The sequence below is a fragment of the Chryseobacterium sp. X308 genome (assembly GCF_020733145.1).
Classification (GTDB): domain Bacteria; phylum Bacteroidota; class Bacteroidia; order Flavobacteriales; family Weeksellaceae; genus Chryseobacterium; species Chryseobacterium cupriresistens.
The window spans coordinates 25506-38018 of sequence record NZ_JAJFZH010000017.1; the positions used below are offsets into that span (position 1 = coordinate 25506).

9 protein-coding genes are annotated in these 12513 nt (G+C 36.6%); 4 read left to right on the forward strand and 5 right to left on the reverse strand.

Annotation, left to right across the window (positions count from 1 at the left end; genetic code table 11):
- Positions 1 to 29 precede the first annotated feature (29 nt).
- Positions 30 to 839 carry a DUF4197 domain-containing protein gene (locus LIV57_RS16895; protein WP_227943553.1) on the forward strand — a complete coding sequence of 270 codons (810 nt, stop codon included), beginning with the start codon at positions 30 to 32 and terminating at the stop codon, positions 837 to 839.
- 1166 nt (positions 840 to 2005) lie between these two features.
- On the opposite strand, the gene LIV57_RS16900 is transcribed toward LIV57_RS16895, so the two are convergent.
- Positions 2006 to 2659: a CoA transferase subunit B gene (locus LIV57_RS16900; RefSeq protein WP_002980639.1), complete on the reverse strand. Its 654-nt coding sequence runs from the start codon at positions 2657 to 2659 to the stop codon at positions 2006 to 2008.
- 124 nt (positions 2660 to 2783) lie between these two features.
- On the opposite strand from LIV57_RS16900, the gene LIV57_RS16905 reads away from it, so the two are divergent.
- Positions 2784 to 4586, forward strand: coding sequence for an ABC transporter ATP-binding protein (locus LIV57_RS16905; RefSeq protein ID WP_227943554.1), 1803 nt, complete (start codon positions 2784 to 2786; stop codon positions 4584 to 4586).
- Positions 4587 to 4634: 48 nt separating this feature from the next.
- On the opposite strand, the gene LIV57_RS16910 is transcribed toward LIV57_RS16905, so the two are convergent.
- Positions 4635 to 5336, reverse strand: a complete 702-nt coding sequence (locus tag LIV57_RS16910; protein ID WP_062671053.1) for a CoA transferase subunit A — start codon at positions 5334 to 5336, stop codon at positions 4635 to 4637.
- A gap of 381 nt (positions 5337 to 5717) precedes the next feature.
- Between LIV57_RS16910 and LIV57_RS16915 the strand changes: the two genes are divergently transcribed.
- Positions 5718 to 7259, forward strand: a complete 1542-nt coding sequence (locus LIV57_RS16915; protein WP_227943555.1) for a toxin-antitoxin system YwqK family antitoxin — start codon at positions 5718 to 5720, stop codon at positions 7257 to 7259.
- A 368-nt stretch (positions 7260 to 7627) separates the two neighbouring features.
- On the opposite strand, the gene LIV57_RS16920 is transcribed toward LIV57_RS16915, so the two are convergent.
- A complete protein-coding gene (locus tag LIV57_RS16920) occupies positions 7628 to 10366 on the reverse strand; it encodes a fibronectin type III domain-containing protein (protein WP_227943556.1) in 2739 nt (912 codons plus the stop codon).
- A gap of 293 nt (positions 10367 to 10659) precedes the next feature.
- Here LIV57_RS16920 and rplS point away from each other — a divergent pair, with 293 nt between their 5' ends.
- Positions 10660 to 11016, forward strand: a complete 357-nt coding sequence (gene rplS / locus LIV57_RS16925) for a 50S ribosomal protein L19 (protein WP_002980648.1) — start codon at positions 10660 to 10662, stop codon at positions 11014 to 11016.
- Positions 11017 to 11085: 69 nt separating this feature from the next.
- Here rplS and LIV57_RS16930 read toward each other — a convergent pair whose 3' ends face one another.
- A complete protein-coding gene (locus LIV57_RS16930) occupies positions 11086 to 11553 on the reverse strand; it encodes an SRPBCC family protein (protein WP_227943557.1) in 468 nt (155 codons plus the stop codon).
- 132 nt (positions 11554 to 11685) lie between these two features.
- Positions 11686 to 12468 carry an AraC family transcriptional regulator gene (locus LIV57_RS16935; RefSeq protein ID WP_227943558.1) on the reverse strand — a complete coding sequence of 261 codons (783 nt, stop codon included), beginning with the start codon at positions 12466 to 12468 and terminating at the stop codon, positions 11686 to 11688.
- Positions 12469 to 12513: the final 45 nt, after the last annotated feature.

Genomic DNA, 12513 nt, shown 5'->3' on the forward strand with positions numbered 1-12513 from the left:
TTAAAGATTTAAATTTGTAAAAAAATAGGATGAAAAAAAACATTTTTCTGGCAATCGGCTTATTATTTTCTCTATCAGCTCAGGCACAAATTTTTGATATTATAAAATCTACCGTTAAAGACAAAACGGGTGTAGATCTTAATGTTCCGGTAAAAAATAATGGTACAGCAACTTCTACTAAAACAACAACTACCACCTCAGGCAGTTCTTCGGCCAATATTGGAAACCTTACTTCCAGTCAGATTTCCTCAGGATTAAAAGAAGCTTTAAGTATGGGCGTAACGGATGGTGTAAAAAAGCTGGCAGTAACCGATGGTTTTTTCAAGAATGAGGCCGTAAAGATTTTAATGCCTGAAAAATTAAGAAAAATTGATACTACCCTACGTTCAATCGGAATGGGAAGCCTTGCTGATGAAGGGGTAAAATTGCTAAACAGAGCTGCTGAGGATGCTGTAACAGAAGCTGCTCCTATTTTTACAAATGCGATTACTTCTATGACAATTACGGATGCTAAAAACATTTTATTAGGGAGTAATAATGCTGCAACCAACTATCTGCAGGGAAAAACCCAAACTCAGCTGTTCAATGCCTTTCAGCCTAAAGTAAAAGCTTCTTTAGGTAAAGTAGGTGCCGATACGCTTTGGAAAAACCTGATTTCAAAATATAATACGTTTACCGGACAGACTGTTACCACAGATCTTAACGAATATGTTACTACAGAAACCATTAATGGTGTCTTCAAAATGGTAGCAGATAAAGAAAGCGGGATCAGAAATACACCTGCCATGAGAACTACGAGTATTTTGCAGAAGGTGTTTGGAGCTCAGGATGGGAGATAAATAAGATTAGACTAAATATATAAAAGCTGTTTCATGGTGAAACAGCTTTTTTTGTCTTATTTTCTTTTGTCTTGAAACAAAAGAAACAAAAATTCAAGACCTGGAGCTCTTCGCTAAAAATAAGTCCTGTTCTCTAAAAATTCTAAACTTGCGCGAAATCATTATTTCTTTATCGGTTCTGATTTTGCCTCGCGCTTCGGACAGGAGAATTTTCTTAACGTTCACAGGACTTATTTTTTTGACGCTGCGAGTTCCGATGTCACTTTTAAAGTAGTAAATAGAACTATTTGTTTGTGTTTAAATGAAGAAGGGACCGTTTTTTTTGTCTTATTTTCTTTTGTCTTAAAATAAAAGAAACAAAAGTTCAAGACCTGGATCTATCCGCTAAAAATAAGTCCTGTTCTCTAAAAATTCTAAACTTGCGCGAAATCATTATTTCTTTATCGGTTCTGATTTGGGCTCGCGCTTCGGACAGGAGAATTTTCTTAACGTTCACAGGATTTTTTTTTGACGCTGCGAGTTCCGATGTCAGTTGTAAAGTAGTAAATAGAACTATTTGTTTGTGTTTAAATGAAGAAAGGACCGTTTTTTTGTTTTATTTTCTTTTGTCTTGAAACAAAAGAAACAAAAGTTCAAGACCTGGAGCTCTCCGCTAAAAATAAGTCCTGTTCTCTAAAAATTCTAAGCTTGCGCGAAATCATTATTTCTTAATCAATTCAGAATTGGTCTCGCGCTTCGGACAGAAGAATTTTCTTAACGTTCACAGGATTTATTTTTTTAACGCTGCGAGTTCCAATGTCGGAGTTAAAGTCAGCTATATAACTATTTGTCTGGACCTTATTGATAATAACAATGTTTTTTGTTGACCTGATTTCTTTTGTCTTGAAATCGAAGATTCGACGTAGTCAAACAAAAGAAACAAAAATTCAAGACCTGGAGCTCTCCGCTAAAAATAAATCCTGTTCTCTAAAAATTCTAAACTTGCGCGAATCATTATTTCTTTATCGGTTCTAATTTGGTCTCGCGCTTCGGACAGAAGAATTTTCTTAACGTTCACAGGACTTATTTTTTTAACGCTGCGAGTTCCGATGTCGGTTTGTTTTCTATCCTTATATAAAGTTTCGGCCTCACTTTGTGAGGCCGAAACTTTATATTGTTATTTAGAATTAGAACTGCATTTCAGGAATTTCCCCTTCGATGATAAGATCTGCTTCTGTTGCTTTAATAATGTCTTCTACCGAAACACCTGGTGCTCTTTCCACCAACTTAAACCCCGCAGGAGTTACATCCAGAACGGCTAATTCAGTAACTACTTTTTTCACACAGTTTACGCCAGTTAAAGGAAGTGTACATTTCTTAAGGATTTTACTTTCTCCTGCTTTATTTACGTGCATCATGGCTACAATGATATTTTCAGCAGAAGCTACAAGATCCATAGCACCACCCATACCTTTTACCATTTTTCCGGGAATTTTCCAGTTGGCAATATCTCCGTTTTCCGAAACTTCCATTGCTCCAAGAATGGTAAGGTCTACTTTCTGACCACGAATCATCCCAAAACTGAAGGCTGAATCAAAAAATGAGCCTCCTTCCAGAATAGTAATAGTCTGTTTTCCGGCATTGATGATATCCGCATCTTCTTCTCCTTCGAAAGGAAAAGGCCCCATACCCAATACTCCGTTTTCACTCTGGAATTCTACGGAAATACCTTCCGGAACATAGTTGGCAACCAAAGTAGGAATTCCAATTCCCAGGTTTACATAATAACGATCTTTCAGTTCTTTTGAAATTCTTTTGGCAATTTGTTCTTTTGTAAGCATAATAAAAACTTAGACTGCAATTTAATTATTTTCACTTGAATACAAAAGAGCTTTGTTGTATTCAATAATTAACACTGTTAGTTAAAATAATATCTGTAATTTTGTTCTATTATTTTTTAATAGAATGAAAATACTTTTTAGATATCTAAAACCTTATCAGTGGCTGATAATCATCTCTTTATTTTTGGCTACTGTCAATCAGGTTTTTTCTTTATTTGCTCCGGCAATCACAGGAAATATCCTTGATCAGCTGGTTACCCATCCCAACTTTTTTGATAAAGAAAAGCTATTGCCCAGAAGCCTGAATGAATATTTATACGGAAGTTCTGTATATCATGGGGCTTTTTACTTTTTGGGGCTTCTTATCGGAACTGCAATGGTAAGCAGAATTGCCAAAGCTTTCCAGGATTATGTGGTAAGCGTGATCACTCAAAAGTTTGGAGCGAAAATATTTACAGATGGCTTAAAGCATTCGATGGCTCTGCCTTATCAGGAATTTGAAGATCAGAGAAGCGGTGAAACGCTGTCTATTTTAACAAAAGTAAGAGAAGATACAGTGAAATTCATCACGAATTTCATCAATATATTCTTCGGAATCCTGGTGAGTATCATTTTCGTTTCTGTGTATGCAATCCGTTTACACTGGTCTATTATGCCGGTTTATATCTGTGGAATTTTCTTTATTGCCATTGTCACCAATTTGTTGAGTAAGAGAATCAAAGTGATCCAGAAAAATATCGTAACGGAAACCACTGCTTTAGCCGGAAGTACCACTGAAAGTTTAAGAAATATTGAAATTGTTAAAAGTTTAGGATTAACCAATCAGGAAGTAATCCGTTTAAATAACAATACCTATAAAATCCTTGGCCTTGAACTGAGAAAGGTGAAAAGCATCCGTTCTTTAAGTTTTATCCAGGGAACAATGGTTAATTTTCTTCAGCAGATGATTACCCTGACATTATTGTATTTGATTTTTAAAAATATTGTGACGCCGGGTCAATATCTGTCTCTGATGTTTTATGGCTTCTTTATTTTCGGGCCTATGCAGGAGATTGGAAATATCATTATTTCTTACCGTGAGGCAGAGGCTTCTCTTCAGAATTTTGACCGTTTAATGAAAAAAGAAGTGGAAGAAAAGCCGCTTCACCCTAAACAAATCGGGGCTATTGAGGAACTGGAATTCAAACATGTTTCATTCAAGCATCAGTCTGCACAGTATAAAGCTTTAAATAATATTTCTTTTGATCTTAAAAACGGTGAGACCATTGCTTTTGTAGGACCGAGCGGTTCCGGAAAAAGCACCCTGGTGAAATTATTGGTTGGATTGTACAGACCTCAGGAAGGGAATATTTTTTACAATGGAATAAATGGAAAGGAATTTGATTTTGATGAGCTTAGAAATCAGATTGGTTTTGTAACACAGGATACGCAGTTATTTGCGGGAACTATTAAAGAAAACCTTCTTTTCGTTAATCCTTCTGCTACTGAGGAAGAACTGGCCGTTGCTTTACAGAAATCAAGCTGTACCGCATTATTGGAAAGGGCTGAGAAAGGAATTGAAACCGTTATCGGTGAAGGAGGTCTGAAACTGAGTGGTGGTGAAAAACAAAGAATTGCCATTGCAAGAGCTCTTTTAAGAAAACCTCATCTTTTGATTTTTGATGAAGCTACTTCTGCACTGGACAGTATTACCGAAGAAGAAATCACTACGACGATCAAAGAAATTTCGAAAGAAAGGGAACAGATCACCGTCCTGATTGCCCACCGTTTAAGTACCATTATGCATGCTGATAAAATTTATGTTCTTGAACGCGGACAGATTGTAGAAACAGGTTCCCACGCCAATCTTATTGACGAAAAAGGATTGTACTACGCGATGTGGAGACAACAGATCGGAGAAAGAAAAACCCTTACTCCTCAAGCATAAAAAAGGCGCTGAATGCATGTTCAGCGCTTTTTATTGTATTGTTTGAACTTATTCTTTAGTTCTTACAGTTCTCTGCTCAATTCTTTTTTCAAATTTTTCTCCCTGGAAAATTCTCTGAACCATGATTCCCGGAATATGAATTTCGTTCGGATCTAATTGTCCCGGTTCTACCAGTTCTTCCACTTCAGCAATGGTAATCTTTGCAGCACCAGCCATCGGATGATTGAAGTTTCTTGCAGATCCTTTAAAGATAAGGTTTCCTGCATGATCACCTTTCCATGCTTTTACGATAGAAAAGTCTGCATCGTAAGCGTGCTCCAGAATATGAGGTTTTCCTTTGAATTCTTTTACTTCTTTCCCTTCTGCAACTTCAGTTCCGTAACCTGCCGGTGTGTAAAAAGCTGGGATGCCTGCCTGGGCAGCTCTGCATTTTTCGGCTAAAGTTCCTTGTGGAGTTAGTTCTACATCCAATTCACCTGAAAGCATCTGTCTTTCAAACTCAGCATTTTCTCCTACATAGGAAGAGATCATTTTCTTAATCTGTCTTTTGTGAAGCAGTAATCCTAATCCGAAATCATCTACTCCGGCATTGTTTGAAATGCAAGTAAGGTCTTTCACATCGCTTTCTACCAAAGCATTGATTGAGTTTTCAGGAATTCCGCAAAGTCCGAATCCGCCAAGCATCAGTGTCATTCCATCATTAATTCCTTCGATGGCCTCCTTTGCATTTTTTACTCTTTTATCTATCATGAAATATTAGATTTTTCTGTTGGCTAAATTTAATAAATTTTCTTGTATATCCTATGAGGGGAAACATTACTGAATTTGATACATTTTTTAAAAATCGATCTTAAACTTTTAAAAACATCATAATCAAAACATTACATCAAAAACCGAACAAGTCTGTTCATTTTTTATCTTATTTCTCATCAATTTCATCTATATTTGCCCTCTCAAAGCCGGAAATACTGTTTTTCAGTTCCGGCGGAAATTTAAACACAACTTTAATGTAGAAATTATTTTATGGCAGATCACTACTGTCCTCATCACTTCTTTTGACCACTATGAAGGTCTCTTTCAATATCTGCCATCTCACTAATCATATAAAAATATCAAAGCTTACATAAAAACATGAAAAAATTATTTACCTCAGCATTACTTGCACTGGTACTCAGCATCAATGTATGCGCACAGGAAAAAACGTATTTCGATGAAAACTGGGAAAAAACTACTCAGGACAATATGGAATATTACCGTGAAACGACTCCTAAAGGAAAGCTTACCCTTATTAAAGATTTCTATAAGGACGGAAAGCTCCAGATGGAAGGACTGGCTTCAGACACTACTCCTAGCAGTGAGGTTTTTGAGGGAAAAGTAACCTGGTATACTGAAGAAGGAAAGGTTCAGAATTTTGCCACCTATTCCAACGGACAGCAGATTGGTCCGGCACAGACTTATGATATGAATGGCAGGCTGACAGAAGATGTGGTATATAAAGCTGACGGAAGTTTTTCAGGAAAGATGTTCAGTTATAAGGATGCTGAGGATGGAATGGACTTTAATATTGTGGTGGATTACGAAAACTCTACGCCAGTAAAAACAACCGTTTATGATGATGACATTAAAGGGATCAGAAATGAAACCATCATTGATAAGGACAGTAATACCGAAACCAAATATTACGGTGAAAAAGGAAAATATCTGGGCAGCAACACTACCTCCGGTTCGGGTGAAAATATGGTGGTAGATTACTATTCCAGTCCCATGAGGATCTCTAAGATAGAAAAATACAGAAAGGACGGCAGTGTAAAAGAAGGCGTCATTTATAGCAAAAGCGGAAAGATCTTACAGGAACAGAAAATGAATAAAAAAGATGGCTATAAAACTACTTATGATGAGTCGGGTAAAAAAATAGCCCATCTGGTATACCAATATGATAAGGAAAATGATGTTTATAATCCAATGGACGGGGATGATTACCATCTGGCTTATGAATATTCACAGATTTCCTCTATTGATACTTATGAAAAAGGCTCAAAGGTAACCAGTAAATATTTTGATGAAGACGGAAAGTTATCCTCAGAGCAATTTTTAAAAGATGATCTTATCCAGGAAATTAAATATTATTCCCCGGATGGAAAGCTGAAATCTACATTGACATACAAAGATGGTATCCCTTACAATGGTACTACTTATGAAGGCTTTAATGAAACTGTTTATAAAGAAGGCATTATTGTAAACATAAAAAACTTTTTTGAAGGTAACAATACAAAGCTGAGTTTTGAGAAAAAGCTGAACGCCAAACAAACAGGCTATGATGCAACTGTTTATGATCCCAAAGGCACTATTTTATATACATTTACACAACCGATCAGTGAAGATGGGGATGATTATTCCTTTACAGCACAAATCACACAGTATGTAAAGGGGAAGCCTGCCAATAAGTCTTCTGTAAAAGCAGGTGTTATTCAAAGCGGAAAAATCAGAATAAAAACATGGGATGGAGCTAAAGAACTTGAACGTAGCGGAAAATGGATTTTGTTAAAACTTTATAATATGGATGGAAAGCTCATTCAGGAAACTAAAACACTGGCCGATACTCAGGAGGAAAATGCTTCTACTGAAAAACCTACGCTGATTAGCGAAGATGATTTGCACCATTTATTTGACTAATTACCACAACTATATATCAAAGGCGGTTTCATTTTTTTGGAACCGTTTTTTTGTTTAACCACAAATGACGTAGATTTTTATAAACTTGTGTGAATTTATTCAATGCAGGAATATCCTCTTCATTAACTTAAGTGTTTAAAAACTTTTGTGACTTTTGTGGTTTGTTTTTTAACCACAGATGACATAGATTTTCGCAGATGTTTCTGGCTAGATATGCCTTATTTTTAACCTTTTAAAAAAAATCAAAGATTTTTAAATTACACAGATTTTCACGGATGATTATTGGGGAATTATATTTATTTATATCCATAAAAAAAAGAGACCATCATTTCTGATAGTCTCTGCATTATAATTGTGTTTACTTTACCTTACTGAATGATCAGCTTTAAAGTAAACAGTTTTCTTCCATGTACTTTTACATAGTAAACGCCTGCCGGAAGATTTTCATTCACCAAAGAGAAACGTTGGTTATTGATATTTTTCGATACATACAGTAATTCTCCCGAAGCTGAAACCAGTTCTATTTTTTCAATCGGGTAATCACTTTTAATAAAAGTAGGCTGTCCCGGTTTGGTTGGGTTTGGATACAATACTACATTTTTCTCTGTACTTCTGGTTTCTTCAGTTCCCAAAGTGGGTGAGGTTACCTGGAACTGTACTCTGTTTGAAACTTCTGTGTAGGAATCATTGGTAAACATCACCATGTAATAATTCCCCGGTGTTGCAGGTACTGCTGTTCCCTGAATAGTTTTTGTTCCCTGAGTTATTCCGTCAAAATAGGTATAAGAAACAAAATTATCATCCGGTGTCTGAACACTTTGAGGATAGATTCCCAGCCAGTCTTTGATGATTCCCGGAGAATCCGTCCATGAAGCCGTAATATTTTCACCCAAGGTATAAACAGGCTTGTTGATCCAAAGATCTGTAACGATATCTCCTACTTTGAAGAATACCTTCTCCCCGATTCCGTTATATCCGTCTTCCAATAAATACTGAGCATAATAATACCCTTTTGGAAGTCCTGTGAAATTTAATGTTCCTGATGCAGTTGTTACATAGCTCCATTTGATAGAAGGTGTGGTTCCCGGGGTCTGGCCCATTTTATAAATTCCGATCCAGTCTTTCTGTAAGTTGGGTCCGTTTGTAAAATTAATAGTAACGGTTCCTCCTACAGGATACGTATCAGCAGTAGTCTGCAGCTGTACTTTCGGTCCTACATAGAAATTTTTTCTTGGGGTGATTTCCGTATACCCGTTGTTGGCAAAAAATCCTGCAAAATATTGTCCTTTAGCAGCCAGACCATTATTGAAGGTTACTGTTCCTGCAATCTGACCATTCGTATAAATATATCCCTGTGAAGTTGTAGAAGCCGGAGTCTGTCCTTTTTTATAGATTCCTACCCAATCCTGCTGATTTCCGGGACCTCCTGTAAATGTAGCTGTGATAGCTTCATTCTGAGCGTATTCAGTTTTGTTTAAAGTAAATGTAGGATTTGACACTACACTTCCTGTAATTTCGAACTGCTTCACATCACTCCACTCACTCCATTCAAGATTTCTGTCTCTGTAACGTGTTTTTACATAATAGATTCCGTTGGGGATAGAATTCGCTGCTAATGTTGCTTTGGTGATGTCTACTCCATCATTCAGGTTTTTGGTTTTATCAGGAGTTCCGTTTCCGTCTTTTCCGAACCAGTTTTCAAAATCGCGGTAGAATTCCTTTTCAATCACAGAGAAGTTCGAGGCTTTACTGATCTGGAACTGTGTTGTATTTAAAAGCTCTCCGTTAGAAGATGAAAATGCACTTCCATTTAATGTCAAAGGTAAAGTAATGGGTCCTGAGAACGTATTGGTAATGGATGGTTTTGCAGGTTTAGGTTGATTTTTATATCTGTGGAAAGAATCTACCAATACATTGTTTTTCTTATTGTAAATTCCACCGATTGAATAGCATTCGACATCTACTTTTCCGGTTGGGACATCTACTTCCACGATCTGATAGGTCCAGTCTGTCAATGTTTTCTGAACATCGTCAAAATCCTGTTCATTAGACATTCCCCAATACTGATCCCATGCAGTTCCTCCGGAAATAATCTGGTAATTCGGTGTGTTTTTAAGCTGACCTCTGTGGTATAAATGATGGTGGGCTCCCACGTGCATTAAATATTTATCAGAAGTTACCAGAAGCGGTACGGCATTTTCTCTTACCCAGGTAGAAATATCTCCCACATACTGCTCAGCCTGATACGGTCTGTGGCTTAAAGAAATAATCCAGTCTACCGTAGAATCATTGTTGGCCGCCGTTAAAATCTGCTGAAGCCATGTCTGTTGTGCAGATCCGGTATGTTCGGAACTTAAGCTCACAAATAATACATTTCCTGCCTGCTGGGCATAATAATTTTCATTTCCTGAGCTTATCCCTTTATAACTGATTTCATCAATATAAAAATGGGCATAGTAAGAATTCATTCCCATCGTTCCATAGGTTTCATGATTTCCTACCGTTGTCTGAATAGGCAGATAAGGTGATAATTTGATATTCTTTTTAAAGTGAACATTTTCATAGTGATCCAATGTACCTACGTCTACCTGGTCGCCCACCATAAAAGTAAGCGCAATATTATCTGACGGATCTGAATTGGCGCCAAATTTTTCCTTTAATTTTTTATAGGCATTCAAAGTAAGCGTATCAAATCTCGGTTCTGCTTTGATCTGGTTGTCCCCCATAATAAGGAAACGGATCTTTCCATTGGCAGTTACCGCCTGTCCCGGTAAAGGAAGTGTTCTGAAATTATAAACAGCAGACTCGCTTGTTCCGGTTTTGATCTTATAATAATATTTGGTATTCGGCTGAAGGTTGGTAATCTTTGCCGTGTGATAATAATAGTTGTTGTTGTATCCGGTATCCGAGAAGATATTGGTAGTTCCTGTTACCGTCACATTTAAATTTGTTGGAGAATCTCCGTAGATCACTGTTGTTTCATTATTGGAAGCTGTTTTCCAATTGACGATCATAGAATTCGGAGTCGGGTTTTGTAAATATGGGAACAAAACCTGTCCGAAAGCCATCTGGACCGCGAAACAAAAAAAGAAGAAATAATGTTTCATAATAGTTTTAGTTTTAAAATAACATATAGTTTTAAGTTGTGAATCAGGAATTTAAAAAACCGTTATCCGGATTTTTACTTCGGGCAAAAGTAGAATTCCCATATAAACTCTGTCTGATGGGATTTTAAAGAAACCGTTAATTTTTTAGCAAAACCGGAATGAAAAAATTATAGTTTTTAGTACATTAAATATTTGGCATATTCAAAAACTATTTTGTACATTTGCAACCTGTTATTCAACCTCTGACGAAGAACGTGTAAGTTGCTTAGCTTTAACATTTTATTTTATTAATAATGGATTTATTAAAGTACGTACAAGACAAGTACATTGCGAAAAAAGAATTCCCTGAATTCAAAGCAGGTGATACAATTACTGTGTATTACGAAATTAAAGAAGGACAAAAGACCAGAACTCAGTTCTTCAAAGGAACAGTTATCCAATTAAGAGGTACTGGTTCTACAAAAACTTTCACTATCAGAAAAATGAGTGGTGATGTAGGTGTAGAAAGAGTATTCCCTATTAACATGCCTGCACTTCAAAAAATTGAAGTTGATAGAAGAGGTAGAGTTAGAAGAGCTAGAATTTACTACTTCAGAGACCTTAGAGGTAAGAAAGCAAGAATCAAAGACGCTGCTTACAAGAAGAAATAATTCAGACAACAATACATACAAAAAGAGGCTGTTTACTTATAAACAGTCTCTTTTTTTGTGTAAATATTTTTACTTTTTATAGGGAGCTCCTTCTCCGGTTTCCAGAAATTTTTTCAGGCTGCCGAGAAATTGCAGCCAGCCATTGGAGCAGATCTCATAGCATTCAATATCCGGGTTCAGGCCGTTATGGGTTAGTTTTATCTGAGTGCTTTCTTTATTTTTCTCAATTTCCCAGACAATTGTTGTCCCGATCCATTCTGTCTGGTTCTTTAATTCAGGAAGGGCAATCAATGAGTCTTCAACCAGCCAGACAATTTTTGTATTGGCAGTTAATTCTTTCACACGCATTGTTTTATGGATGTTATCTCCAAATCTTATGGTAAAAAGATTTCCAGCCTCTGAAGATGAACCTTCAAACAATTCAGTCCACCAAAGGGGAATTTCATCTGTTAAAGCCCGATATACTTTATCTGCCGTGGTGTTGACCTCAAGTATATGTACGTAGTTCTCAACACTATTTGTATTAATAGTTTTCATAAAATTATTGTATTGGTAGTACAATTTTATGAAATCTACTATAAACCAGGCTTTTCATAGGACAAGAAATATTATATGACACTAACCTTGTCAAGGTTAACAATCGTACTTTTTATCAGCTTTACAAAAGGACTATTCATTCTTCATAAGATATTGCAAAGGAGTGGAGCCTGTCTGTTTTTTGAAAAACTCAATAAAAGCACTGTCTGATGAAAAGTCCAGGATATAGGATACCTCTCCTATTGAATTTCCTTCCACCAAAAGTTCAATTGATCGCTGCAACCGCCACTGCTGTCTCCAATCCTGATAAGACAGTCCGGTTTCTTTTTTAAAAATACGACTAATCGTTTTCTCCACCGCTCCTGTTTTTTCTGCAAAATCTTTCAGCATTGGAGGCATAGATTTCCGCAGTGTCCATTCTTCAGCTATTTTCGTAAAACGCTTATCCTGCGGCATTGTAAGTTCCAGTTTTTCTTCCGGAGCTTTACTCAGTTCATCCCAGAATACTTTTAAAAGATTAGTTTGATCCTGTCTCAACCCTGACCATTCCCAGGAACAAATTCTTTCAATAATTTCTTTTAACAAGGCGTTGACATGAAGAACTTTCAGATCGGGATTCATATATCTTTGGGAATATTTTTCATCAAAATAAATGGATCTGTAGGCCACAATATTTCTGAAATTCACACGATGAACTTTATAAGCAGGAATCCAAAGCATTCTGAACGGAGGGAGAACCAGCTGCCTGTCGGAAGTCGTTACAGTCATACAGCCTGATGGTGCATACAACAGCTGAGATTTCGTTGTGTGAAAATGAAAGCCGGAGTCGTGCATTACCATATAAGAGGTTATTCCAACTACTTTTTCCGGGATTGAATCAGCATCAAAGATGTCGTTTTGTTCCAGTACAGCCATGTCCTATTTTCGATATTTTTTGTTTTTATATCATTATAAATATAC

What these genes read in the sequence shown, in the direction of transcription:
- LIV57_RS16915 (WP_227943555.1), top strand. Translation starts at nt 5,718, where the DNA reads ATGAAAAAATTATTTACCTCAGCATTACTTGCACTGGTACTCAGCATC.
- LIV57_RS16910 (WP_062671053.1), bottom strand. Translation starts at nt 5,336, where the DNA reads ATGATAGATAAAAGAGTAAAAAATGCAAAGGAGGCCATCGAAGGAATT.
- LIV57_RS16920 (WP_227943556.1), bottom strand. Translation starts at nt 10,366, where the DNA reads ATGAAACATTATTTCTTCTTTTTTTGTTTCGCGGTCCAGATGGCTTTC.
- LIV57_RS16900 (WP_002980639.1), bottom strand. Translation starts at nt 2,659, where the DNA reads ATGCTTACAAAAGAACAAATTGCCAAAAGAATTTCAAAAGAACTGAAA.
- LIV57_RS16905 (WP_227943554.1), top strand. Translation starts at nt 2,784, where the DNA reads ATGAAAATACTTTTTAGATATCTAAAACCTTATCAGTGGCTGATAATC.
- LIV57_RS16895 (WP_227943553.1), top strand. Translation starts at nt 30, where the DNA reads ATGAAAAAAAACATTTTTCTGGCAATCGGCTTATTATTTTCTCTATCA.
- rplS (WP_002980648.1), top strand. Translation starts at nt 10,660, where the DNA reads ATGGATTTATTAAAGTACGTACAAGACAAGTACATTGCGAAAAAAGAA.
- LIV57_RS16930 (WP_227943557.1), bottom strand. Translation starts at nt 11,553, where the DNA reads ATGAAAACTATTAATACAAATAGTGTTGAGAACTACGTACATATACTT.
- LIV57_RS16935 (WP_227943558.1), bottom strand. Translation starts at nt 12,468, where the DNA reads ATGGCTGTACTGGAACAAAACGACATCTTTGATGCTGATTCAATCCCG.